We start from the raw sequence: 23,808 nt of genomic DNA, 5'->3' as shown, positions 1-23,808 counted from the left end.
GGCTCGCTTCTCAGAGCAAAATGTATTCTGAGGTTTCCAAACGCAAAATTGCCCAAAATCATATTGTTTTACATGTCAGGAGAGGAGATGTTGCACAGGTCTTAGCTGATGATTTTCCAGGAGTTTTTGACCCACTGACAGTTGCCGGGAAAATCATACACTGCAATGGTGTCTTTGACGAAGATGGTTTGAAAAAGGCGCTACCTTTGGGCAACCGGCGTAGGTTTGCGACCACGCGTTCCTACCTGGATGCATTGTACATGGTGAAAAAGCGGGAAGGCGTCGAGAGCCATATTCTCGTATCCGACGGGTTCGCGAAGATGTCTCGTGTTCTAGTCTCCAAAAAACCTGATTTTCTTGTTGATAGGTCTGTTTCGGCTGATGCGCTTGAAAAAGAGCTGGAAGAGGACCTGCGCCCTTTAATGTGTGGCGCAAGAAAATGTATCATTGGAGAGAATAATGCATCTTTTTATGAAACCGTCTTTGCTGCTTTGTCCTCAAAAATAATCATTTCTCAATCAGCTGGATTTTTGCGAGAACTCTCTTTGCTGTTTGACCTGGATATAGAAATAGTCTGCCCGGAGTTATTGCCAACAGGGTGATGTCCTGTCCTTTGCGCCGCCTATGTTCGAGGAGGCTGCGCATATTGGGGCTCTTTGGGTGAAACGGTTGTCAAGACGACCGGCGTCACTGTCCGGCAGAGGTCATCTTTCTAACACCGATTACGCAATGAAAAAGGGCTGGCAAATCGCCAACCCTTTCGAGTGTTGAAAATCAATAGTTCTGAAGTTTGATGCCCTCAGAACGGGATCTCATCGTCATCGATATTGTGCGAGGGGCCGCTGTTGCCGCCGCCAAAGCCGCCACCCTGTTGCGAGCCACTATCGTAGCCACCGCCGCCACCGCCGCCATAGCCGCTGTCTTGCCCACCGCCAAAGCCACCACCGGAACCGCCGCCTTCGCCGCGTCCGTCGAGCATGGTCAAAGTGGAGCCGAACCCTTGCAGGACCACCTCGGTGGAATAGCGATCATTGCCGCTTTGATCCTGCCATTTGCGGGTCTGTAGCTGGCCTTCGATATATACTTTGGAGCCTTTGCGCAGATACTGTTCTGCGACACGCACAAGACCTTCGTTGAAGATTGCAACTGAATGCCATTCGGTACGCTCACGGCGCTCGCCCGTGTTGCGGTCTTTCCAGTTCTCCGAGGTTGCTATGCGCAGATTGCAGACTTTGCCACCGTTTTGAAACGACCGTACTTCAGGGTCGCGCCCCAGGTTGCCGATGAGAATGACTTTGTTGACTGAGCCGGCCATTGGGGTCCGTCCTTATTTCTTATCTTTGGTTGTGTTGCGCGGTTCAGACCGGAGGTGAGCCGAATCCCAGCCGCGAGGTTGCGGCCACAGTATAGACCTGGGCACGGCGTGGAAAGCTCTCCTCTGGTCAGAATGTGATGGGGTCGCTGTGGTCTTGCCTATTGGGGGCGGGGCTTTGCGGCTGCGGGCGGCACTGCGGTATCAGCGTTAAATTGCCACTTGGCCGTGTGGCGTCAGGCCTCGTGTGAAGCTGTTTGCTTTCATTTGATGTAAATCCAGCTATAGTCCGCTCTGAACTCAGCAAGGGCGACGAGGTGAGGGGCGCGATGCGGTTACTGACAATAGGTTTTTTTAGCGGCTGCGTTGGTCTTGGTTGCACCTGGGCGACCGTGGCACAGGCCGATATGTTCAGCACCAAAAGCAGGCGTGACCTGTTTTCTTCGCATACGCGGGTATTGGATACACGCGCAGCGCAGCAATATGAAGACTCCGCGCGTCTGCGCCCGGATGCGGTGCCCAGTGCCTCTTCGATCAGTCCGCGATACACAGGAAAATATCGGGGCGAATACCTGGTCATGGCCCGTGAGGCCGCGCGAAAACATGGGGTCCCAGAGGATTTGTTCCTGCGACTGGTCCAGCAAGAAAGCAACTGGGACCCAAATGCAGAGTCGCACAAAGGCGCATTGGGATTGGCACAGTTGATGCCTGCCACAGCCCGTCGGCTTGGGGTTGATCCCACTGTTCCAAAGCAAAACCTCGAAGGTGGCGCGCGCTATCTATCCAAGCAGTTTAGAAAGTTTGGATCCTGGCGTCTGGCATTGGCCGCCTATAATGCTGGGCCACAGGCGGTGCGCAAATATGGTGGCGTGCCTCCCTATGAAGAGACACAAAACTACGTTGCCAAAATCTGGGGCAGCTGATCTGCGAGTGTTTCTCTCCTGATGATGTACTCCAGGCCCTTTTTGCGCCGGATCGGGAACCAAAAGGTCACGGCCGGCTGGGGCGTTAAATGTTTGGTAATCTCCCTTAATGCCTTGTTAACTTCCTGAGTTTGCCATTAATCAGCCTTAATATTTTATGAAGGTGCCTGCGATTTCAGGAGGAATTCAAGTGACCAGCAGAAGCTTTGACGACCGGCTCGAACGCATTCAATGGGTACCCGGAGCGGTGCCATCACAAGAAGTGATTGATAGCGTCCTGGGGGGACGGCGTGGCCTGGCAAAGGCCCGCAGCGTCGGGGCGACACTGATGGGAGCTATTTCGGGAATTTGCATCGGCTTTGGAATCAAGGGGATGACACTCGTTGGGTCTCCTTGGGGGCCAGATACCGGCATGGTGGGCATTGTCGGGGGCAGCCTGTCTCTGTTTGGCCTGTCTGTATCAGTGATCCTGGCGATCTATGCTGCGCTGCGCAGCCGTAGGCATCCCTGGCTGATGCAATTTGCCTCGATGAATCTTCTGATGATCGTGGTCTTGCTGCTGAGTTGACCACAAATCTCTTGGTTTGGCGCTGACATCGCATCCGCTGTGGGAGTGGGGGGGGTATTCCTGATTTTTTTCATCGGGAATTGCGCTAAATCAAGGTTCGCATTATGGGTTTCCGGGACTTACAGGCACAGCCGTTTTCCCGGAGCCCATGATGCAGTTTCCCAGCCCGTCCCAATTGACCCTCTCTAGCCTCTGTGCTTGGGCCGTTCTCACTGCAGCCTGCCCGGTTCAGGCTGAGCCTTTGGGGTTGGAGAAACTGGGTGAAGCCCTGTTTCACGACGAAAACCTGTCGATGAACCGTACACAATCCTGTGCCAGCTGCCATAGCCCTGCGCAGGGTTTCAGTGACCCTCGTCGGTCTGCAGAGGGGGCCTTTTCCCTCGGAGATGATGGCGATTCACTGGGTAACCGGAATGCACCAACTGCCTCTTATGCAGCCTTTATCCCGCCTTTTCACCAGAATTCAGGAGCTATGTGGATCGGGGGCTTGTTTTGGGACGGGCGTGCAAACAGTCTGGAAGAGCAAGCCGGTGGCCCACCGCTCAATCCCGTTGAAATGGGAATGCCAGATAAGGCGGCCTTGGTTCAACGCCTGCGTGACAATCCGGCCTATGTCGAGCGTTTCGCATCTCTCTTTGCACCAGATGTTCTGCAGGATGATGAGCGCGGCTTTGAGGCGATGACCCAGGCTATTGCCGCCTTTGAACGCAGCGAGGAACTCGCGCCTTTTAGCAGCAAGTATGATCGCTACCTTGCTGGCAAAGAAGACCTTTCCAAAGAAGAGGAGCTGGGGCGGACCCTGTTCTTTTCCGAACAATTTACCAATTGCAACCTGTGCCACCAACTCCGCAGTAGCCCCATGGGGACACAAGAGACCTTTAGCGATTACAGCTACCACAATATAGGGGTGCCCAGAAATCCGGCGATCAGCCTTGAGGCTGGAATGCCAGCGGATTTTATTGATGAGGGGCTGCTGGCCAATCCACAGGTGAGCGATCCTGCCCAGCGCGGCAAGTTCCGCACCCCAACTCTACGCAATGTCGCTGTCACTGGTCCCTATATGCACAACGGTGTGTTTCAGGACCTGCGCACCGTGGTGCTGTTTTACAATCGCTACAACAGCAAGACCGAGGCTGCGCAGATCAACCCTGAAACTGGCAAGCCCTGGGGGGCAGCTCCAGTGCCTGAAACTCTCTCAGTTCCGGAACTTACCCATGGACCCGCGTTAGATGCACGGCGCGTGGACGCCTTGGTGGCTTTCCTCAAGACCCTAACGGACGCACGCTACGAACCTCTCTTGGAAGAGGAGTGAAACCATAGGTGTCCTGCGCGTAGGGAGGCGCTTTGCAGACCTATTCCGCCGCGACCTTGATTACCGGTTGCATACGTTGCAGGGTTTCATCGCTGAGATGGCACTTGATCTGATGCCCAGGTTCCAGACTGCGTGTCGGCGGCACCTCCCGATCACACAGCCCGCCTGGTACTTCACTCTTCCAGCGGCAGCGCGTCTGGAAAGGACAGCCAGAAGGCGGATCCATTGCTGAGGGGATATCGCCCTCCAAAACGATATGCTCCTTCTCAATCGAGGTATCGGCGATGGGCACCGCGCTGAGCAGGGCTTCGGTATAGGGGTGATAGGGGGGCGAGAAGACCTGATCGGTATCGCCCAGTTCAACAACATGCCCCAGATACATCACCATCACCCGATCGCTGAGGTAGCGCACGATGGACAGATCATGGCTGATAAATAGCAGGGTGGTTTTCTCGCTGCGCTGGATCTCCATCAGCAGATCTGTCACAGCCGCCTGGACCGAGACATCTAGAGCAGAGACGGGCTCATCCGCCACCACGATCCGCGCGCCGCCAGAAAAGGCCCGCGCGATGCCCACCCGTTGCTTTTGTCCACCCGACAGCTGCCGCGGCATGCGATCGGCAAAAGCCCTTGGGAGTTTTACCAAGTCCAGCAGTTCAAGCATGCGCTGTTTGCGGTCCTGATCAGAGTCCCCTATGTCAAAAATCTCCAGGGCCCGAATGATCTGGCGCCCCACCGTCATTGACGGGTTCAGCGTATCAAAGGGGTTCTGGAATACCATCTGCACATCCGAAACCGTCCGGGTGTCTCGGGCCTCGATGGCCGTCTGTTCAATATTCTGGCCATCCAGTAGAATTTCGCCCTCGGTGGCGGTCTCTAGTCCCATCAGAACCTTGGCAAAGGTGGATTTGCCGCAGCCTGACTCGCCGACAATCGCCAGGGTCTCGGACTCTCGCGCTTCAAAACTCAAGGTCTCATTGGCCTTGACCACCTTCTTGGTTCCACCGCCAAACAGCGCATTGGCAGCCACCTCGTAATACTTCTTCAGATTGTCGATCTTAAGAACCACCTCACCAGGTTTGGTTTTTTCTTTCTGTTCGCCAACGACAATCGGCGCAGCCCAGTCTATCTCCTTGTAACGTAAGCAGCGGGTGGCATGGCGGTCATTCCCAGCCACATCCTCCATGTCAATTTGGCCCTGATCACAGCGCCCTGATTGAAAATAGTCGCAGCGCGGGCCAAAATTACAGCCCGTGGGGCGTTCGTGTGGCAGCGGGAAATTTCCGGGAATAGCTACCAATGGGTGGGCGTTTTTATCGGCGCCCGGCAGCGGGATAGAGCGAAACAGCGCCTGGGTATAGGGGTGCTGCATTTCATCAAACACATCCGCAATCGAGCCTCGTTCAACCGCCTCGCCAGAATACATTACGCAAAGCCGGTCACAGGTCTCCAGGATCAGACCAAGATTATGGCTGATAAACAGCATTGAGGTGCCGTATTTCTTGCCCAGGTCCCTGACCAGCTCAACCACGGCGGCCTCGACCGTCACATCCAGCGCCGTTGTCGGCTCGTCCAGGATCAACAGCGATGGCTTGGACATCAAGGCCATGGCAATGACAATACGCTGTTGTTGCCCGCCAGACAGCTGGTGCGGATAGCTGTTCAGCATCCGCTCAGGGTCGGGCAAGCGTACATCCGTAACAACTTCCAGAGCCCGCGCATAGGCCACCTTCTCGCTGACGCCCTCGTGGATCATCGGCACTTCCATCAACTGGCGCCCGATTTTCATTGCGGGGTTGAGGCTGGCCATTGGCTCTTGATAGATCATGGCAATCTCATTGCCACGAACATCCCTAAGCTCCTCAGGGCTCATCTGCGCCAAATCGCGACCCTTGAACTTGATCGATCCGCCAACGATGCGACCGTTCTTGCCAAGATCTTGCATCACCCCCAGCGCCACGGTGGACTTCCCGCAGCCCGATTCCCCAACCAGCCCCACGGCCTCACCGGGCTGAACCGAGACTGAAAAATCCATGACCGCCGGTATTTCCCGCAACCGCGTAAAGAAGGAGATCGACAGCTTATCAATCTCCAGAACTGGCCCATCATGTTGTGACAGCTTGTTCATCATTTTATCTCCCTGTTGAGAGCCAGAAAGGTCTCCCTTTCGTTTGGCCTCAAATATCCCGGGGTCCGGGGGCTGGCCCCCGGCGCCGCCAGTATGGATTAGTCCTTCAGGCTCTCTTCACGCAGCCCATCCGCTAGTAGATTGAGACCCAAAACCATGCTCAGCAGTGCGAAAGCAGGGGGGAGGGCAGGGTGCAGATAGATCGCCAATAGCTTGCGCCCTTCATTGATAGTCGAGCCCCAATCCGGGCTTTCCGGCGGCAGGCCTAGACCAAAAAATCCCAGCGTTCCCAAAAGGATGGTGGTGTAACCGATGCGCAGGCAGAAGTCGACGATCAGCGGCCCGCGTGCATTTGGCAGCACTTCCCAGAGCATAATGTACCAGGGACGCTCCCCCCGGGTTTGGGCCGCCGCCACATAGTCGCGGGTTTTGATATCCATGGTCAGCCCGCGCACGATACGAAATACCGTGGGAGAGTTCACAAAAACCACCGAAACAAAGACCACCAGGATACCGCCTGGAATATCAATCCGGTCCAAAGCTGTGGGTAAGATATCCACTTTGGAGCCAGGAGCATTTACCACCATCAGATAGAGCGCCAGCATCGGCAGCAAGACCACTGCAAGCCAGAGATAGTTCTTCTGAGGCTGGGTGCGGTAACGCGCATTGATCAGCACAAAGAAAAAGATCAGCGGGAAGGCAAACAGCACAACAGCCATAAACTGGGGCAGGCCAGTCTGTACGATCTCGGGTGTGACCAAAAGATAAAACAGCAGGATTACCGGAAAAGCCAGAATCAGGTTTGCCAAGAAGGACAAGAACGTGTCGAGCTTTCCGCCGAAATACCCGGCAGGTAGACCAAGGGTGATGCCAACCATAAAGGCAAAAACTGTTGCCAAGGGGGCAATTTTGACCACTTCCCAGGCGCCTTTGACCATACGGCTGAAAACGTCGCGGGCCAGGTTGTCGCCACCCAGTAGATACCAAAGGAAATCACCATCCTCTGGGCTGCGCAGCGGCGTGCCGGGGACTTTGTTTTTCAGGCCTGACAGCTGCGCCAGTGGATCATGGGTTATGATCATGTCAACTGCGCCAAAGAAACCAGTGAAAACCCAGAACATCACCAGCGCAAACCCGATCATGCCGATGGGGCTGTCAAACAGCTTGCCATAAAGGCCCAGCTTGCGTTTGAAGAGGATCGACAGGGTGAAAAGCAGCACCAGGGCGATCCAGACTGGCAATAACCGCTGGGCCATAGCCCCGATGATGCCAGCGCCTGTGCCCATCACAATGCCAAGCAACAAATAAACCGCGACTAGGGCGGATGTTGCAAGAAAGGCAGCCTTGACCGCCAATGCCGCCAGCACTAGGGGGCCGGAACTGAGGCTGGCGCTACCGCCGGTGACATTAATTGCGCGGTTTTCCGGCAGCACAGCGCTTAGTACGATCCAAACCAGAACCGAGAGGGCGAGAAGCCCCAGCGCGAAGAATAGAAGAGGGTCGAGGAAGGCGATGTTGCCGGTCCAGCTGAGGGGATCCATGTCTGTCTCCTTCCGTTATGTGATGCGAATGCGTGGGTTCAAGAAGACATAGCCGATGTCAGAAATCAGCTGCGTGATCAGAACGACAAGGACAGATACAACAGAAACGCCCAGCAAAAGCTCGATGTCGTTGTTGCCCGCCGCCTGCACCAGCGTCCAGCCAAAGCCCTTGTAGTTGAACAGGGTCTCGACGATCACCACGCCGTTCAGGAGCCACGGGAACTGCAGCATGATCACCGTGAAGGGCGCGATCAGCGCATTACGCAGGGCATGTTTCAATACGATTTTGGGAAAGCTCACGCCTTTGAGCCGCGCGGTGCGGATATACTGCGCCGTCATCACCTCGGTCATCGAGGCCCGCGTCATCCGCGCGATATAACCCATACCATAAAGGGCGATGGTCAGTACCGGCAGCAGGAAGTTCTCCAGATTGGGGCTGTCCATCGCGCTGGTCGCGGTGCCTTTGAACCACTTCAGCCCAACGGCGGAGGAGGAAAAAATGGCGATGAACAAGACACCCGAGACATATTCCGGGGTCGCCGTCGTGGTGATGGCAACGGTGGATAGTGTTCGGTCGGTGGCGGATCCTTCCTTCATCCCCGCCAAAACGCCGAGGATGAGCGCCGAGGGCACCATGACAAGCATCACCCAAAACATCAGTATCGCCGTGAGCGACAGGCGGGTCGCAACAATAGAGCTGACTTCGTCCTTAAAGACAGAGGAGTAGCCCCAGTAGCCTTGCAGAATACCACAGAACCGGGGGGCATCCTTTGGATCCATGCCCGGCGTGATGCAGCGGCCCGTGATGGTGCCATCCTCGGCCTGATGCTGGTAGGAGGGCGCCAAGCCAACCCATTCGAGGTATTTCTTTGGTGTGGACTGCAAGTAGCCGCCCTTTTCCAGCCAACTGGCAACGGCTTCGTCCGACATGCGGAAATTGCCTTGGGTTTTGGCTAGTTTTTCTAGGTTCGGATAGAGATTTGTCATGAAGAACACGACAAATGTCAGACACAGAGCGGTCAGAATCATGATCCCGACGCGTCTGAGGATAAACAGTCCCATGGATGCCCCCGTTGGTGGCTATGCGCTCGGTTCTTTACCTGTGCTTGTGCCTAGGTTGCCGGTGCGCTTTTGCTGGGCGCGGTTGCGCCCTGTCTTTGGCTGTGGTTTTCGGGTCCAGCAAAAATGGGCCGCGCGAGTGCCGCACGGCCCAAATAGATTAACTTAGGCTTTTAGGGCCCATTTGTAGATCTGCGGCAGGTCCGCGATATGTTTGTCAACACCGACCAGAGTATCCCGGTGATGGCGCATTGCGGTGCGCCAATAGGGCTGGATGGTGACGCCTTCGTCAATCATGATGGCCTGCAGTTTGCCCATTACTTCGCGGCGTTTGTCCGCATCAGCGATCGAGTTTGCCTCGGCAAGCAGTGCGTCGAACTCAGCGTTGGCAAATCCGCTTTCGTTCCAGGCTTCGCCGGAGCGATAGGCCAGGGCCAGAACCTGCGTACCCAGTGGGCGGTGGTTCCAGTTGGTCGAGGAGAACGGATATTTCGCCCAGTCGTTCCAGAAGGTCGAGCCGGGCAGAATGGTCCGCTTGACGTTGATACCGGCGTCGCGCAACTGGGCAGCCACCGCATCTGTGGTGTTGCGACGCCAGTCGTCGTCGATCGACAGCAGCTCGTGCTCGTAGTCGCCCATGCCCGCTTCGTCCATCAACGCCTTGGCTTTGGCAGGATCAAAGGGCATCCGGGTGACGCTTGGGTCATGCTCTGGGTGCATCGGGCCGACATGGCTGTTGTCGGCGGGAATACCATAGCCAGACATGCCCAGTTCCAGGCAAACGTTATTATCCACTGCCATAGCCAGGGCCTGACGGACCCGCTTGTCGCCATAGGGTTTCATGCCGTCCACTTCGGCCAGCTGGTTGGGCCGGATGACGATGGTAAAGCCCGATGGGATTTCCGACTGGGTCAGGCCGATTGCGGAGAAGATATCCACATATTCACCGACAGATTCCCAATTCATGTCGATCTCTTCGGCTTCAAACGCGGCCAGGAAAGCAGCCGGGTCGGTGCCGTAATCGATGAATTCGATCCGGTCCAGGTGACCGCCCATGCCTGCGCCGTAGCCCCACCAGTCATGGCCTTCGTTGCGCACCAAGACGCCTTTGACGCCCACTTCCATGCTTTCGGGCAGCATGTAGCCAGTGCCAATAGGATTATCGAGCATGGTCGCCGCATCATGGCTGGCATGGGTGATCGCTGCCGGGTAGTCGGCCATGCCGGGAATGATGGTGATATCAGGCGTCTGGGTTTTCAGCAAAACAGTGTGGCTATCGATAACGGTAATCGCACCCTCAGCAGCCTTACCAGTTGCCTCATCAATCAGGGAAGCCATGCGGCCGGCCATCGAGTTGCCTTCGACGCTCTTGTCGCACCAACCGGCGATATTGCGCGCCACGTCTTCGGCGGTGAAGTCGTCACCGTTATTCCATTTGACGCCCTTGCGGACATTCAGAGTGTACTCGGTAGCATCGTCATTGGCGCTCCAGCTTTCCAGCAGCATGGGACCAAAAGAGCCGTCGCTGTTGTATTCAACCAGGTATTCCAGCCAACCGGCGGTGAATGTGGCGATCTGGGTCCAGTCATAGGTGCGGGGATCTTTGAGCGCGCGTACTTCCATCTGCATGCGCAGGGTGCCGCCCTTTTGAGCATGTCCTGCCGCTTGCGCTGGTGCGGACAAACCGATCAGCCCATAGGCTGCGGCTGCGCTGACACCCAGGCCAGTGGCGCGGGTGAGAAACTCGCGTCGGTCCAGTTTGCCTTCAATCACTTCGCGGGCATGCATTTTTGCAGCCCAGTGTGTGGTCACATCTGTAGTGGAATCTTGGGTCATTCGAGTCTCCCTTTGGCGCACCGCTGGGGATGTATACCCCATCTGGACATTGCCAGTTTCTTTCTGAGCTCACCGCCAGAAAGGGTGCTGTTGTGGCTTGCTGCCTTGTGATGCCTTCATTCCGCCCTAGTTCTGAGGGTAGGTCAATGCATAGAATCGGCGATAATGGTATTAAAAGCGACATTTTTGGTGTCGGGTTTGAATTATCTGCCTGAGGTTCGCGGATAACTAGGCACTTGTGCCTAGTGCTGTTCGCCCCTAGGGCGAATCGAGCTGGTATTCTGAGTTCAAAGGCCTGTTGGATCGGTGGAAAACACCGAACGCAGTCTGCCGGGCCAAAGGGGATTCGTTGGAAACGCCTTCACATTCGCAGACTTAAAGACGCAGATCTCGGCGAAACAGTATTGAGAGCAGCTGGCGCTCCTCATTGTCGCTTGCGAGAGGATCTTCGCAGGGTGCTGGGGGTTTGGCCGGTGTGCTGGGTGATAAAACGGGTGAAATAGGCTGGGCTGCCAAAGCCAATCTGGTCCGCGATATCCCGCATCGGCATATCCGAAAAGGCCAGAAGGCAACGCGCTGCATAGAGCTGACGTTCTGTGAGTAAGGCGGCTGCGGTTTTGCCGGTTTCTGATTTGCAGACACGCGTCAAATGGGTTGGCGTAACATTCAGCGCTGCGGCATGATCCGCCATGGTGGTGCGCGCGTTATAAAACTCACTGACACGCTGGCAATAGGACTGCGAGAGACGCCGAGCTGCAGAGGGTCGTTCGGGAGGGAGCGGGCCCGATGGCGGGAGGCGCCGCAGCTGGATGCTGATCAGCTCACTGTAGGATTGCAATGCCCGGCGCCATAGTGCGGGGTGGCCGGATTGTTCCTGAACCATAGCTTCCAGCAGCGTGTTCAGCCGTGCTTGCTCGCGGGCGTCAGAGATTTTCAGATGCAGCGGCTTATCCGGGGTCGCAACCGGGGCTGAGACGGGGATTCTAAGGGCCTGGCCTATGCATTGGCGGCCAAATTCAACGGACCACAGCGATCTTGCGGGGAAGAACAATGCACTATGGGTGCTAAACCCACGTTGATTGCCATCCATGAGCATACGCCCCTGGCCACGGGTGATCCAGATCAACATATGCTCGCCGCGGTCGTGAGGAAGTTCGGTTTGCCAAGCGCCATATGATACCAACTGAGAAAGAGGGATTACCTGGATTTCTTCGTTGGGATTAGGATCAAAGGGCATGCAGAGGAAATAACTTCATCAACTGGTTCAATTAAATACAAACAGCGCATGAATTTTTGATTCGGGCAAGTATTGCGAAAATTGTATCTATCTTACGGATCTTTTTTGTTTGTGGTCAGAGGTTCAGGCTCGCACTCTGTTCCCATCGGATAGGAGCGTGAATGGCCTTTCTTGGAGTTCTCCGCTGACCCAGTCTATCAATTACAAATTGTTGCGGCTTACAGTTTATGAATCTTACAGGGTGCTGGATTCAATTCTCACCCAGTGTTTCATTCTGGAGCGAAACCAACTGCGTTGTCGTTTGGCATAGCGGCGCGTGGCGATTGCGGCTTGTTCGCGTGCTTCCTCAAGCGTGAGACTTCCTGTGATATAGCCCATCAGTTCGGGAACACCGATGGCCTTGCAGGCGGGAAGGGCTGGATCGTAGCGGTCTCGCATCGCCTCAACCTCCTCGAGGGCACCCTGTTCTATCATTTGATCAAAGCGGCGGCGTATCCGCGGCTCCAACCAGTCTTTTGGACTGTGCATCACCAATGAGTTGCAGGTTTCAATGGGCAAAATGGGGGCAGGGGTATCATCTTGCCATTCAGCCAGTGACTGCCCTGTTGACTGCAAAACCTCCCATGCGCGCTGGACTCTGGCGCGGTTGTTCAAATCTATACGCCCGGCGGTCTGCGGGTCGAGTTGGGCGAGAAGAACTGCAAGCGAAAGGGAATCACCTTGGGTGCGAATCTCTGCGGGGGGCGGGGGGATTTCTGCCAGACCTTCCGTTAGGGTTGAGAAATAGAGCCCGGTGCCACCAACGATAATGGGGCGTTCAGGACCATCGAGCAGCGGTTTGACCTCGCGCAGCCAGTGACCGGCTGAATACTGTGCATCATATTTAACATGGCCATAGAGATGATGGGGCAGGCTGTTCTCTTCTGCCGTTGAAGGGCGAGCGGTGACCACTCGCCAGCAGTCATAGATCTGACTGGCATCTGCATTGACGATCACACCACCTTGTTTTTGTGCGATTTCCATGGCCAAAGCCGACTTACCGGAAGCCGTTGGACCTGCCAGAAGGACAGGCTTGTCAGGGTCAAGATCAGGCAGTTGCATGAAGGTTCCGTCCAGAGGTTAGCGCATTTGGGCCAGAGGCAGGTGAGAAGCAGATCAGAAACAACGAGGAAAGCGGCTGAGCCGCATTGAAACCCGTCGCATTTTGCTTCATTTTGCCGCGCAAACTAACCCCCTCATCTGCCGGAGCGCAACATGCCCCTTGATCTTGAAACGCTGGAGACTATCCCAGACGCTACCTATAACCGTGTCATGCTGAAAATCTCTGGTGAGGCATTGATGGGCGACCAGGGGTTTGGTCTCAATCCTCCCACTGTTCAGCGCATCGCACGCGAAGTGAAGTCCGTGCATGATATGGGCGTTGAGATCTGCATGGTGATCGGCGGCGGCAATATCTTCCGGGGGCTGTCCGGAGCAGCCCAGGGGATGGAGCGTACCACCGCCGATTACATGGGGATGCTGGCTACGGTCATGAACGCCTTGGCCATGCAAAGCGCCTTGGAAGATCTGGGCGTTTTCTGTCGGGTGATATCTGCCATCCCAATGGATCAAGTCTGTGAGCCCTATATCCGTCGTCGTGCGGTGCGCCACCTTGAAAAAAAGCGGGTCTGCATTTTTGCCGCAGGCACTGGGAACCCCTATTTTACCACCGATACCGCGGCCACGCTGCGCGCCAATGAAATGGGCTGTCAGGTGATCTTTAAGGGCACCAAAGTTGATGGGGTTTATGATAAAGACCCTGAAAAACATGCTGATGCCAAGCGCTATGACAGTGTCAGCTTTGATGATGTTCTGGCAAAGCGGCTTGGGGTGATGGATGCCTCGGCGATTGCTCTGGCGCGGGACAACAACCTCCCGATCATCGTGTTCTCTCTGGATGAACCAGGTGGGTTCCGTGGTATTCTGGCAGGCGAAGGAACCTATACCAAGGTGCAGGGCTAAACCCTGAGGGCTTGCAGGTTTTCCGCTCTAAAAACGAGTTTTGCGCTGTCATATTGCTGATACCTTGATGGCTTAAAGACGGGCTAGGCATCGTTCACAGGATGTGAAAACCGGGAGAATTTTTCTACCTCGGGGGTGCCATGGTCCCCCCTGGACCCCAATATCATATCTGCGCGTGATGGCCCGCCATCGCGCGCAATTTCGTTTCAGTGCTCGGCGCAATCGGCAGCTGCACCGACCTCCTGTGCCCAGCCATGAAGGGCGAAATCCCTCTTATGATCGCTATACAATGACGGACCAATGGCTTATGAGCAGATAAAACACTGCCTCAAGTCAGGGGAGAGAGTAGAATGTCTGACGATTTCGAACTGGATACCGACGATCTGAAACGCCGCATGGATGGCGCGATGGCGAATCTAAAAACTGAATTTGCCTCTTTGCGCACCGGTCGCGCATCGGGCGCCATGCTGGAACCGGTGATGGTTGAGGCCTATGGCTCGATGACGCCGATCAACCAGGTTGGCACAGTGAACGTGCCAGAACCACGTATGGTGACCATCAATGTCTGGGATAAGGGCCTGGTGGGGCCGGTGGAAAAGGCTATCCGTAATTCTGGCCTGGGTATTAACCCGCAGCTCAACGGTACCATCATCATGCTGCCTATTCCCGAACTTAACGAAGAGCGCCGTCGCGAGCTGGGTAAGGTTGCGGGCCAATATGCTGAACATTGCCGGGTCTCAATCCGCAATGTGCGCCGCGACGGTATGGATCAGATCAAAAAGGCTAAGTCCGACGGTATGTCCGAAGACGACCAGAAGTTCTGGGAGTCTGAAGTGCAGGATCTAACGGATGCGATGATCAAGTCTGTTGATGATGCGCTTGAGCACAAGCAGGCAGAAATCATGCAGGTCTGATCCGCTATATGCCTTCTGATCCCAATACCAATACTGACTGTGGCGCCCCAGAAGAGCAGGTCTCTTCAGGCCCGCGGCACGTTGCTATAATCATGGATGGCAATGGCCGTTGGGCTCAGGCGCGGGGCAGGCCTCGCCTGTTTGGCCATCATGCCGGTGCGCGCCGCGTGCGCGAAGTGGTTGAATGCTGCCCACGTTTTGGGGTCAAGTATCTGACCATCTTTGCCTTCTCTACCGAGAATTGGAAGCGGACCCAGGTTGAGATTTCTGGGTTGATGAGCCTGTTTCGCCGCTACATTTCCAAAGAAATGAAGGCCCTAGCGGCGCAGAATGTGCGGGTGCGCTTTATTGGCGATCGTCTGCGTCTGGATGCAAAGCTGGTCCAACTGATGGATGAGCTGGAGCATGAAACCAAGGGCAACGACGGCATCCACTTGACCATTGCTCTTAACTATGGCGGTCGTGATGAGGTTGCCCGTGCCACCAAACGACTGGCTCAGGATGTCGCCTCTGGACAGCTGCGTCCCGAAGATGTCAACGAAGAGACTTTGCCGCGCTATCTGGACACACATGTGTTGCCTGACCCTGATCTGGTGATCCGCACCAGCGGTGAAGCACGGATTTCCAATTTTCTGCTCTGGCAGTCGGCCTATGCGGAATATGAGTTTATCGATACGCTCTGGCCTGATTTTACCGCTGAGGAACTGGGCCGCCTGTGTCTTAAATTTGGTGCTCGAGAGCGCCGCTTTGGCGCGGTTTCGCCATGACGTCACCACATGCAAATGAGCCAGGCACCAAGGGCCGCTGGGGAGATCTGATGCCCCGCATCATATCGGCTTTGGTTATGGTTGCAGTGGGACTTGGGGCGATCTGGGCCGGAGGGCTGGTCTTTACTCTGGTGATTGCTCTGTGCTGTGGCGGCATGGTCTGGGAGTTGAGCCAGATGTTGGCACCCCGTCGACCTGACACAGCGCTCCAACTGGGGTTCGCGACAGCTGGCGCCGTTTTTGTTGCCACTTTTCTGCCGACTTGGCTGGGTGTAATCCTGCTGCTGGTGCCGGTTGTACAAGGGTGGGTTTTTGTTTCCAAACCCGCCAAGCTGCGGTTTGCTTTCTTTGCGCTTTGGGTTGGACTTGCTGGTTATAGTTTCGTCTGGATGCGGCTTTCCTTGGGGGCGGATTGGCTGATCTGGTTGGCCGTTGTTGTGGTTGCGACCGATGTGGCCGGATATTTCGCAGGAAAAACCATCGGAGGGCCAAAGCTCTGGCCGCGCATCAGCCCGAAAAAGACTTGGTCCGGCACCTCTGCGGGCTGGATTGCCGCTGCGCTGGTTGGCGCTGGGGCGGCACCCCTATTCGATATGGGATTTGCTATGGTCTTGGCCTCGGTACTGGTTTCGATGGCCAGTCAGGCGGGGGATGTGGCGGAAAGCGCTTTGAAGCGCCAGACTGGGGTTAAGGATTCCAGCGGGCTTATTCCTGGGCATGGTGGCTTGTTGGATCGCTTTGACGGGATGTTGGGCGCTGCTGCGATGTTCCTGTTTCTCTACACCTTCCTGGGATAGTCTGAGAGCCAGCAGATGCGGAAAATTTCTATATTTGGGGCCACGGGCTCAATTGGTCAAAGCACTATTGACCTCATCAAACGCGCGCCTTCAGCCTATGAAGTGGTGGCACTGACAGGGGGGCGCAACATTGCCCAACTGTCCGCAGATGCCATTACCCTGGGTGCAGAGCTGGCAGTTACCGCCTATGAGGATCAGCTCCCTGCTTTGCAGGAGGCTCTTGCCGGCAGCGGGGTTGAGGCGGCGGCCGGGCAGGCGGCCTTGATCGAGGCTGCAACGCGCCCTGCGGACTGGATTATGTCAGCTATTGTCGGGGTTGCGGGCCTGGCACCGGGGCTCAAGGCGCTGGAGCATGGCACTACGCTGGCGCTGGCTAATAAGGAATCCCTGGTCTGCGCGGGTGAGCTGTTGCTGGAAACGGCCAAACAATATGGTGCGCGCCTGCTGCCCGTGGACAGCGAGCATTCGGCTGTGTTTCAGGGGCTTGTGGGCGAAGACATCTCGGCGGTGGAGCGCATTGTCATAACCGCCTCTGGTGGGGCATTTCGGGACTGGCCTTTGGAAGACCTGAAGCAGGCCACGCTGGCGCAGGCCTCATCGCATCCCAATTGGGACATGGGGCAACGGATCACCATTGATAGCGCGTCTATGTTCAACAAAGCGCTGGAAGTCATTGAAACACGGGAATACTTTGGCGTGGAACCGGAGCAGATCGAAGTGTTGGTTCATCCTGAATCTCTGGTGCATGCACTGGTGGGCTTTCGCGATGGCGCCTTGATGGCCCATCTCGGGGCCCCGGATATGCGCCATGCCATTGGCTATGCGCTACACTGGCCCGAGCGCCGCGACCTGCCAGTTGCACGGCTGGATCTGGCGGCCATCGGCCAGCTGAACTTTCGCCAGCCCGATCTGGCACGCTACCCGGCACTGGCGCAGGCCCGCGACGTCATGCAGCGCCGCGGCCTGATGGGCGCCGTGTTCAATGCTGCAAAGGAACGCGCATTGGACCATTTCATTGCCGGAAGCATCCGGTTTACTGACATGGCGGAGATCACCGCCCGGGTTTTGGAACAAATTGAGACGCAAAGCAGCCTCATTGATTCCGCAATGACCCTTGATAGTGTCACTCAGATTGACCACATCGCCCGCAAGGCGGCTGATGTGGCTGCAGCTCAAAGCATAGGGTAAAGTTTTGGACCTAATCGCACTTCTCCCGCAGCTGAGCGGGCTTTTTTATACTGTTGTCAGTTTTGTTGTAGCGCTTTCGGTGATTGTGGCGGTGCATGAATATGGCCACTATATCGTCGGGCGATGGTCCGGCATTCATGCCGAAGTTTTTTCGCTCGGCTTTGGTCCAGTGCTGTGGAGCCGCCAAGACAAGCGCGGCACTAAATGGCAAATCGCAGCCTTGCCGTTTGGGGGGTATGTGAAGTTTCTGGGGGATGCGGATGCGGCCTCTGGCAAGGATTCAGACGTGATCAAGGCAGCAGCGGCCGATCCGGTGCAGCTGCGGCGTACGATGCATGGGGCGCCGCTTTGGGCGCGTGCCGCTACCGTTGTCGCGGGGCCTGTGTTCAACTTTGTCATGTCGATCGCCGTTTTTGCCTCCCTGTCACTCTATTTTGGAATGGTGCGCGACCCTTTGACTGTTGGGGCTTTGGTACCTGTTCCGGGCGTTGAAAACACGCTGCGCTCAGGAGATGAGTTGTTGGAGGTTGGTGGCAAACCTGTTCCTGCGCTGAGCGACACAGTGGCTTGGACTGAATTTCGTGATGCATTGCCGCTCACTCCAAGTCTGGACTATCTGGTCCGCCGCGATGGGATGGAACTTAGCCTCACGGACACCCATTTTGCTCCAGCCTATGTCGCGTCTGTGACGCCACGCAGTGCTGCTGCGGATGCGGGGCTGCAAGCGGGAGATTTCATCACTGCGGTGGACGGCGAGCCGGTCTTTGCCTTCGGTCAACTGGTCGATAAGGTCGCAGAAACAAAAGGGTCGGAGCTGTCTCTAGAGATCTCGCGCGAGGGAGCAACGCTGGAAATGTCGCTGTCGCCGCGCCAAATGGACCTGCCCACAGCGGATGGAGGGTTCACCAGTCGTTGGCTGATCGGCATTGGCGGCGGCAACCTTATTGAATATGAGACCGTACCAACCTCCATTGGCCGGGCGCTTTCGACAGGCGTCGGCCAGGTCTGGACTGTCGTCCACTCTTCTATTTCGGGGCTTGGTCATATCATTACTGGCGCGATCAGCACCTGTAACCTGTCTGGTCCTATTGGTATCGCCAAAGCCTCTAGTGATACAGCAAGCCAGGGTGCGGCCAGTTTCATCCGGTTTATTGCGGTTCTGTCGACGGCTGTTGGACTGCTCAACCTGTTTCCAATCCCAGCCCTGGATGGGGGCCATCTGGTTTTTTACGCCTATGAGGCCGTGGTGGGGCGCCCGCCCAGTGACCGTGCCATGCAGATCTTGATGACCGTGGGCATTGCGATGATCCTGTCATTGATGGTCTTTGCGCTGAGCAACGACATCTTCTGCTGACAGGGGGCTCAGTCCCTCCTAATGATGCGGTGAGATCAAAGAGGGGCGCCCCTTCCTCATTCGGGCCGTGCCAAACTCATGCCACATTCTTGGATTAGTGATTTGGTAATCTGCATTAACGCGCAGGGTTTGACCGACCAGACCTGGTGAAAGGCCCTATAGGGGCCCCAGGGAGCACGTCAGAACCTGAGCCTGTCCTTGGGGGAACTTGTCATGCAAAGCCAGATGTTAAAACCGGCTGAAACTGAAAATGGACTTGCTCTATTATTGCGTCTGAATTGGGATCGGGCGCTCTCTGCAACCTTCATCCTGTTGTCCCTCTGCGCTGGCAGTTGGCTGGCCGCTTTGTAATATCATCATAAGTTTGAATTTTCTCAGCCAGTCAACGCGCGGGTTCCTGCTCGCGTGTTTTTTTCTTGGTTTTGACAACCGCTCCCAAACCCGGTACGCACAGTGTTAAGCTGCTATTAATTTCGGGTAAATACTGATGGTCTGGGGCAAGAACGTGGGCATATCCTGCGGTAAGCGCGTGAAGCGTACCAATATTTTGTATCGGGGTGTATCTGTTATCGCCCTAACCGTTACCTTCGGGCTTGGGCTGTCACCCAACTTTGCCGAAGCGCAAAACTACCGGTTCAACAATGTTCAGGTCGAGGGTAACCAGCGTATCCAAAGCTCTACTATTGTTGCCTATACTGGTATCGAGCGCGGCAAGACCGTCTCTGCCGGTAAGCTGAACGACGCCTATCAGAATATTCTCGACAGTGGCGTTTTCGAAAGCGTCGAGCTGGTTCCCAAGGGGAATACTCTGGTCATCAAAGTGACCGAGTTCCCGACTATCAATAAGATCAATTTCGAAGGCAACCGCCGGATCAAGGATGAGAATCTCTCTGAGATCATCGAATCATCCCCGCGCCGTGTGTTCGATCCTGCCGTCGCAGAACAGGACGCTGCCGCAATTGCAGAAGCCTACGGTGTGCAGGGGCGGCTTGCCTCGCGTGTGACCCCACGGATCATTCGCCGCAGCGATAACCGGGTGGATCTGGTGTTCGAGATCTCCGAAGGCGACACTACAGAGGTTGAACGCGTTTCCTTCCTTGGCAACCAGGTCTATTCTGATCGCAGGCTGCGGCGGGTTCTGGAAACCAAACAGGCCGGTTTCCTGCGCGCCTTTATCAACAAGGACACGTTGATCGAAGATCGGATCGATTTTGACAAACAAGTCCTGCGTGATTTCTACCTGTCGCGCGGCTATGTCGATTTCCGGGTCAATAGTGCCAATGCAGAAGTCACCCGTGAGCGCGATGCCGTGTTCCTGGTTGTTGATGTCTCTGAGGGGCAGCAGTTCTCCTTTGGCGATATCACGGTGACCAGTGATGTGCCTGAGGCCGATGCGGATGAATTCCGGGCCGCGCTTAAATCCAAACCGGGCATCATCTATTCGCCAACGATCGTCGAGAGAGAGATTGAGCGGCTTGAAAATCTGGCGCTGCGTCTGGGGATTGATTTCCTGCGTATCGAACCTCGGGTGACGCGCAATGACCGCGATCTGACCCTTGATGTGGAATATACCCTTACCCGCGGGCCGCGGGTCTTTGTTGAGCGTATCGATATCGAAGGCAATACCACGACTTTGGATCGGGTCATTCGTCAGCAGTTCCGCACCGTAGAGGGTGATCCGTTCAATCCGCGTGAAATTCGGCGCACCGCGGAACGCATTCGGGCGCTTGGGTTCTTCTCTGAATCCGACGTCGATGTGCGCGAAGGCAGCTCTCCGGAGCAGGTCGTTGTTGATGTTGATGTCGCCGAGCAGCCAACGGGCTCTTTGAGCCTTGGCGGGTCTTATTCTGTGAACGATGGTTTAGGCATTGCAGTTGGCCTGACAGAGAACAACTTTTTGGGCCGTGGGCAACGTCTGTCCTTCTCCATCGCGACCGCAACTGAATCAGATGAATATATCCTGGGCTTTGTGGAGCCGCATCTCTTAGGCCGGGATCTTCGTTTCAGTTTTGACCTTGGGCTTGCGGAATCGGATTCTAGTTTTTCTGAATATGATACCAAGCGGGCGTTCTTTTCCCCTGCGCTTTCGTTCAAGCTGAGCGAGAGTTCGTCATTACGGATGAGCTATCGTTGGGAAACCTCAGAGATGATTGCTCGGGCAGATGGGACCTTTACTGGGGGCACTTACCCAGCTGCGGCACCCACAGTTGTCAACGAAATCGCACAAGGGGAGCGGTCCAGCAGTATTGTGGGGCTCAAGTATACCTATGATAGCCGGTTGACGGGACTGGATCCCAACGCAGGATTTCTTTTTGAAGTCGGCGCAGACTATGCCGGACTTGGTGGTGATAACGAGTATCTGAAAACCAGCACAAAGTTTGTGGCTCAGAAAATGATCCTGAACGAAGAGGTGACCCTACGGGCCACCTTGGAAACCGGGGCTCTGCACTGGATGGGCAATAACAGCAGCCGGTCGTTGGACCGATATGTTCTGTCTCCTGCTATTATGCGCGGTTTTGAACCGGGCGGGATTGGCCCTCGGGACGTTTCGGCGCGCGCTGATGGCGGGACGTATAATGACTTCCTGGGCGGCAACGTTTTTGCCGTAGCCCGGTTTGATGCCGAGTTCCCGCTGGGACTTCCAGAAGAACTGGGGCTGCGCGGGGCGCTTTTCTATGATGTTGGCAATCTTTGGGGGCTCAACGATGTTGATACCTCCGGCAGTACCAACATTGTTGGGCGCGATGGGTCTTTCCGGCATGTCGTTGGGTTTTCTATCTTGTGGACAACCGGACTGGGTCCGCTGCGGTTCAACTTCTCCAAAGCGCTCAAGAAAGAAGACTTTGACCAAGAACAGAGCTTCGACCTAACTCTGCAGGCGCGGTTCTAACGCCTTGAATGGGCATGTGATGACATATCTGCCTGTTCGAAAATACCAAGCGCTGGCCTTCGGGCTGGCGCTTACTGCGCTGATGTCAGGGGGGATGCCATCCCATGCGCAGCAGGCTCTGCCGCTTGGCGGGTTCGAGCTGGGGCGCGAAGTTCAGCTTGGAACGCCCCAAAGCGGTTTGCTGACCATTCAGCCTGACCGGCTGTTCTCAGAAAGCCTGTTTGGCAAGAGGGTCGCCCGAGAAATCGAAGCAGAAGGTGCTGTTTTGACAGCAGAGAACCGCAATATCGAAGCCGATTTGCGCGCTGAGGAGCAAGACCTGACCCAGCGGCGTAGCACCATGGAGGCAGAGGCCTTTCGTACCCTCGCGGATGCCTTTGACCGGAAGGTGCAAGAAACCCGCAGTACACAGGATCACAAGCTCCGCGAGATCAACCAGATGGGAGAGACCGCGCGCCATGAGTTCTTTGTCGCCTCGCTGCCAGTGCTGGAGGGGATCATGCGTGAAACCGGCGCTGGTGCGATCCTAGACCATTCCACCGTTTTTTTAAGCGCCGATGTTGTGGATATTACCGATCTTGCCATTTCCCGGATCGATAAGGTTCTTGGAGATGGGCTTGGCCAGCCAGAGGTGGCTGAGGACCAATAGAGCGCCGCGAGCTTGCTCAAAATTGCCCTAGTTGATAGGGACGTTTCAAACACATCAAAGACAGGATACTTGCCATGACCGCTGATCTGCAAAGCGCCGATATTCACCTGATCCAGCGGATCCTGCCGCATCGCTACCCGTTTCTCTTGGTTGATAAGGTTGTGGACATTGATGGCATCAACTCAGCACGTGGCATCAAGAATGTGACCATGAACGAGCCCCATTTTCAGGGTCATTTTCCTGGCACGCCAATCATGCCGGGGGTTACCATCGTTGAGGCCATGGCTCAGACCGCTGGTGTGATGTTGGGGGTTGCGTTGGATATGGTCGACCGCGACCTGTTGATCTACTTCATGAATATCGACAAGTGCAAATTCCGCCGCAAGGTTATTCCTGGCGATGTCCTGGAGATGAAGGTTGAAATTCTGCGCGGCAAGCCTGGCGGCAAAGTCTTCAAATTCAAAGGGCTTGCCACGGTTGAGGGGGAAACCGCGGCGGAAGCAGAGTTCACCGCCATGGTGGATGTGCAAAAGGATTGAATAAGATGAGCCAAATTCATCCCAGTGCCGTAATCGAAGAGGGCGCCACAATCGGCGCGGGCTGCGAGATCGGCCCCTTCTGCCATATTGGCCCTGAAGTGGTACTGGGGGAGCGGGTCACGCTGAAGTCTCATGTGGTCGTGGCTGGCGACTGTGAAATTGGCGATGACACTGTTGTGTTTTCTTTTGCTGTTCTTGGCGAGATTCCACAGGATTTGAAGTTCCAGGGCGAAAAAAGCCGTACCGTTATCGGCAAGCGTAACCGCATTCGTGAACATGTCACGGTGAATGCCGGGACCGAAGGGGGCGGCGGTATCACCCGAATTGGCGATGATGGGCTGTTTATGGCGGGCTGTCATATTGCCCATGATGCCATCATCGGCGATCGGGTCATTGTGGTGAACTCCGCTGCTGTGGCCGGGCATTGTGTGCTGGAAGACGATGTGATTATTGGCGGCTTGTCCGGCATTCATCAATGGGTGCGCATCGGCCGTGGTGCCATTATTGGCGCTGTCACTATGGTGACCAATGATGTGATCCCTTACGGCCTGGTGCAGGCACCGCGTGGCGGTTTGGATGGTCTCAATCTTGTGGGCCTCAAGCGCCGCGGAGTCACGCGCTCAGATATTACTGCCTTGCGGGCGGCCTTTCAGATGCTGGCCCAGGGCGAAGGGACTTTCCAGGAACGGGCCCGCCGTTTGGGGGAGGAGACCGAGAGCGCTTATGTCGAAGAAATCGTTACCTTTATCACTGGTGAGACTGATCGCTCTTTCCTGACGCCCGGAGGCTAAAC

The 23,808-nt window shown here is 55.8% G+C and carries 21 protein-coding genes; 14 read left to right on the top strand and 7 right to left on the bottom strand.

Annotated features, from left to right (window positions below; translation table 11 throughout):
• Positions 1–20: 20 nt before the first annotated feature.
• On the top strand, positions 21–602 hold the full coding sequence (locus MED193_RS04825; RefSeq protein WP_009808527.1) for a hypothetical protein: 582 nt from the start codon (positions 21–23) through the stop codon (positions 600–602).
• 197 nt (positions 603–799) lie between these two features.
• Here MED193_RS04825 and ssb read toward each other — a convergent pair whose 3' ends face one another.
• On the bottom strand, positions 800–1,315 hold the full coding sequence (ssb, locus tag MED193_RS04820; protein WP_009808526.1) for a single-stranded DNA-binding protein: 516 nt from the start codon (positions 1,313–1,315) through the stop codon (positions 800–802).
• Positions 1,316–1,719: 404 nt separating this feature from the next.
• Between ssb and MED193_RS04815 the strand changes: the two genes are divergently transcribed.
• The 3 genes from MED193_RS04815 to MED193_RS04805 all read left to right on the top strand — a co-directional run bounded on the left by MED193_RS04815 (position 1,720) and on the right by MED193_RS04805 (position 4,115).
• Positions 1,720–2,235 (top strand): lytic transglycosylase domain-containing protein, encoded by a 516-nt coding sequence (locus tag MED193_RS04815; protein ID WP_254655488.1) that lies wholly within the window; start codon positions 1,720–1,722, stop codon positions 2,233–2,235.
• Positions 2,236–2,425: 190 nt separating this feature from the next.
• Positions 2,426–2,803 carry a hypothetical protein gene (locus MED193_RS04810; RefSeq protein ID WP_009808524.1) on the top strand — a complete coding sequence of 126 codons (378 nt, stop codon included), beginning with the start codon at positions 2,426–2,428 and terminating at the stop codon, positions 2,801–2,803.
• Between the two features lie 151 nt (positions 2,804–2,954).
• Entirely contained in the window at positions 2,955–4,115 is a 1,161-nt protein-coding gene (locus MED193_RS04805) for a cytochrome-c peroxidase (protein WP_157041269.1), read from the top strand.
• A gap of 40 nt (positions 4,116–4,155) precedes the next feature.
• Here the strand turns inward: MED193_RS04805 and MED193_RS04800 are convergent, their stop codons facing one another.
• The 6 genes from MED193_RS04800 to miaA all read right to left on the bottom strand — a co-directional run bounded on the left by MED193_RS04800 (position 4,156) and on the right by miaA (position 13,017).
• Positions 4,156–6,243 carry an ABC transporter ATP-binding protein gene (locus tag MED193_RS04800; RefSeq protein ID WP_009808522.1) on the bottom strand — a complete coding sequence of 696 codons (2,088 nt, stop codon included), beginning with the start codon at positions 6,241–6,243 and terminating at the stop codon, positions 4,156–4,158.
• Positions 6,244–6,341: 98 nt separating this feature from the next.
• Positions 6,342–7,784, bottom strand: coding sequence for an ABC transporter permease (locus MED193_RS04795; RefSeq protein ID WP_009808521.1), 1,443 nt, complete (start codon positions 7,782–7,784; stop codon positions 6,342–6,344).
• 15 nt (positions 7,785–7,799) lie between these two features.
• Positions 7,800–8,846, bottom strand: coding sequence for an ABC transporter permease (locus MED193_RS04790; RefSeq protein WP_009808520.1), 1,047 nt, complete (start codon positions 8,844–8,846; stop codon positions 7,800–7,802).
• A gap of 162 nt (positions 8,847–9,008) precedes the next feature.
• Positions 9,009–10,679, bottom strand: coding sequence for an ABC transporter substrate-binding protein (locus MED193_RS04785; protein ID WP_009808519.1), 1,671 nt, complete (start codon positions 10,677–10,679; stop codon positions 9,009–9,011).
• A gap of 424 nt (positions 10,680–11,103) precedes the next feature.
• On the bottom strand, positions 11,104–11,808 hold the full coding sequence (locus MED193_RS04780) for a helix-turn-helix transcriptional regulator (protein ID WP_368072267.1): 705 nt from the start codon (positions 11,806–11,808) through the stop codon (positions 11,104–11,106).
• Between the two features lie 342 nt (positions 11,809–12,150).
• Positions 12,151–13,017: a tRNA (adenosine(37)-N6)-dimethylallyltransferase MiaA gene (gene miaA / locus MED193_RS04775; protein WP_009808517.1), complete on the bottom strand. Its 867-nt coding sequence runs from the start codon at positions 13,015–13,017 to the stop codon at positions 12,151–12,153.
• A 153-nt stretch (positions 13,018–13,170) separates the two neighbouring features.
• Here miaA and pyrH point away from each other — a divergent pair, with 153 nt between their 5' ends.
• The 10 genes from pyrH to lpxA all read left to right on the top strand — a co-directional run bounded on the left by pyrH (position 13,171) and on the right by lpxA (position 23,806).
• Positions 13,171–13,917 carry a UMP kinase gene (gene pyrH / locus MED193_RS04770; protein WP_009808516.1) on the top strand — a complete coding sequence of 249 codons (747 nt, stop codon included), beginning with the start codon at positions 13,171–13,173 and terminating at the stop codon, positions 13,915–13,917.
• Between the two features lie 350 nt (positions 13,918–14,267).
• Positions 14,268–14,831, top strand: coding sequence for a ribosome recycling factor (gene frr, locus MED193_RS04765; RefSeq protein WP_009808515.1), 564 nt, complete (start codon positions 14,268–14,270; stop codon positions 14,829–14,831).
• Between the two features lie 8 nt (positions 14,832–14,839).
• Positions 14,840–15,598, top strand: a complete 759-nt coding sequence (locus MED193_RS04760) for an isoprenyl transferase (protein ID WP_009808514.1) — start codon at positions 14,840–14,842, stop codon at positions 15,596–15,598.
• 50 nt (positions 15,599–15,648) lie between these two features.
• Positions 15,649–16,395 (top strand): phosphatidate cytidylyltransferase, encoded by a 747-nt coding sequence (locus MED193_RS04755; protein ID WP_039966658.1) that lies wholly within the window; start codon positions 15,649–15,651, stop codon positions 16,393–16,395.
• Positions 16,396–16,410: 15 nt separating this feature from the next.
• Positions 16,411–17,583 carry a 1-deoxy-D-xylulose-5-phosphate reductoisomerase gene (dxr, locus tag MED193_RS04750; protein WP_009808512.1) on the top strand — a complete coding sequence of 391 codons (1,173 nt, stop codon included), beginning with the start codon at positions 16,411–16,413 and terminating at the stop codon, positions 17,581–17,583.
• Positions 17,584–17,587: 4 nt separating this feature from the next.
• Positions 17,588–18,937, top strand: coding sequence for an RIP metalloprotease RseP (gene rseP, locus MED193_RS04745; protein ID WP_009808511.1), 1,350 nt, complete (start codon positions 17,588–17,590; stop codon positions 18,935–18,937).
• A 487-nt stretch (positions 18,938–19,424) separates the two neighbouring features.
• Entirely contained in the window at positions 19,425–21,827 is a 2,403-nt protein-coding gene (gene bamA, locus MED193_RS04740) for an outer membrane protein assembly factor BamA (RefSeq protein WP_009808509.1), read from the top strand.
• Positions 21,828–21,921: 94 nt separating this feature from the next.
• Positions 21,922–22,476, top strand: coding sequence for an OmpH family outer membrane protein (locus tag MED193_RS04735; RefSeq protein ID WP_039966656.1), 555 nt, complete (start codon positions 21,922–21,924; stop codon positions 22,474–22,476).
• A 74-nt stretch (positions 22,477–22,550) separates the two neighbouring features.
• A complete protein-coding gene (gene fabZ, locus MED193_RS04730) occupies positions 22,551–23,015 on the top strand; it encodes a 3-hydroxyacyl-ACP dehydratase FabZ (protein WP_009808507.1) in 465 nt (154 codons plus the stop codon).
• Positions 23,016–23,020: 5 nt separating this feature from the next.
• Entirely contained in the window at positions 23,021–23,806 is a 786-nt protein-coding gene (gene lpxA, locus MED193_RS04725; RefSeq protein ID WP_009808506.1) for an acyl-ACP--UDP-N-acetylglucosamine O-acyltransferase, read from the top strand.
• The last annotated feature ends 2 nt before the right edge of the window (positions 23,807–23,808 follow it).

It is taken from the genome of Roseobacter sp. MED193 (assembly GCF_000152965.1).
Classification (GTDB): Bacteria; Pseudomonadota; Alphaproteobacteria; order Rhodobacterales; family Rhodobacteraceae; genus Pseudophaeobacter.
This window is presented reverse-complemented; position numbering and strand designations above follow the sequence as displayed.

Excerpts from the sequence above, each read along its gene's own strand:
- MED193_RS04780 (WP_368072267.1), bottom strand. The coding sequence starts at position 11,808 with ATGTTGATCTGGATCACCCGTGGCCAGGGGCGTATGCTCATGGATGGC.
- ssb (WP_009808526.1), bottom strand. The coding sequence starts at position 1,315 with ATGGCCGGCTCAGTCAACAAAGTCATTCTCATCGGCAACCTGGGGCGC.
- pyrH (WP_009808516.1), top strand. The coding sequence starts at position 13,171 with ATGCCCCTTGATCTTGAAACGCTGGAGACTATCCCAGACGCTACCTAT.
- miaA (WP_009808517.1), bottom strand. The coding sequence starts at position 13,017 with ATGCAACTGCCTGATCTTGACCCTGACAAGCCTGTCCTTCTGGCAGGT.
- MED193_RS04800 (WP_009808522.1), bottom strand. The coding sequence starts at position 6,243 with ATGAACAAGCTGTCACAACATGATGGGCCAGTTCTGGAGATTGATAAG.
- frr (WP_009808515.1), top strand. The coding sequence starts at position 14,268 with ATGTCTGACGATTTCGAACTGGATACCGACGATCTGAAACGCCGCATG.
- MED193_RS04785 (WP_009808519.1), bottom strand. The coding sequence starts at position 10,679 with ATGACCCAAGATTCCACTACAGATGTGACCACACACTGGGCTGCAAAA.
- dxr (WP_009808512.1), top strand. The coding sequence starts at position 16,411 with ATGCGGAAAATTTCTATATTTGGGGCCACGGGCTCAATTGGTCAAAGC.
- fabZ (WP_009808507.1), top strand. The coding sequence starts at position 22,551 with ATGACCGCTGATCTGCAAAGCGCCGATATTCACCTGATCCAGCGGATC.
- lpxA (WP_009808506.1), top strand. The coding sequence starts at position 23,021 with ATGAGCCAAATTCATCCCAGTGCCGTAATCGAAGAGGGCGCCACAATC.
- bamA (WP_009808509.1), top strand. The coding sequence starts at position 19,425 with ATGGTCTGGGGCAAGAACGTGGGCATATCCTGCGGTAAGCGCGTGAAG.
- MED193_RS04760 (WP_009808514.1), top strand. The coding sequence starts at position 14,840 with ATGCCTTCTGATCCCAATACCAATACTGACTGTGGCGCCCCAGAAGAG.
- MED193_RS04790 (WP_009808520.1), bottom strand. The coding sequence starts at position 8,846 with ATGGGACTGTTTATCCTCAGACGCGTCGGGATCATGATTCTGACCGCT.
- MED193_RS04755 (WP_039966658.1), top strand. The coding sequence starts at position 15,649 with ATGCCCCGCATCATATCGGCTTTGGTTATGGTTGCAGTGGGACTTGGG.
- MED193_RS04795 (WP_009808521.1), bottom strand. The coding sequence starts at position 7,784 with ATGGATCCCCTCAGCTGGACCGGCAACATCGCCTTCCTCGACCCTCTT.
- MED193_RS04805 (WP_157041269.1), top strand. The coding sequence starts at position 2,955 with ATGCAGTTTCCCAGCCCGTCCCAATTGACCCTCTCTAGCCTCTGTGCT.
- MED193_RS04815 (WP_254655488.1), top strand. The coding sequence starts at position 1,720 with ATGTTCAGCACCAAAAGCAGGCGTGACCTGTTTTCTTCGCATACGCGG.
- MED193_RS04735 (WP_039966656.1), top strand. The coding sequence starts at position 21,922 with ATGCCATCCCATGCGCAGCAGGCTCTGCCGCTTGGCGGGTTCGAGCTG.
- MED193_RS04825 (WP_009808527.1), top strand. The coding sequence starts at position 21 with ATGTATTCTGAGGTTTCCAAACGCAAAATTGCCCAAAATCATATTGTT.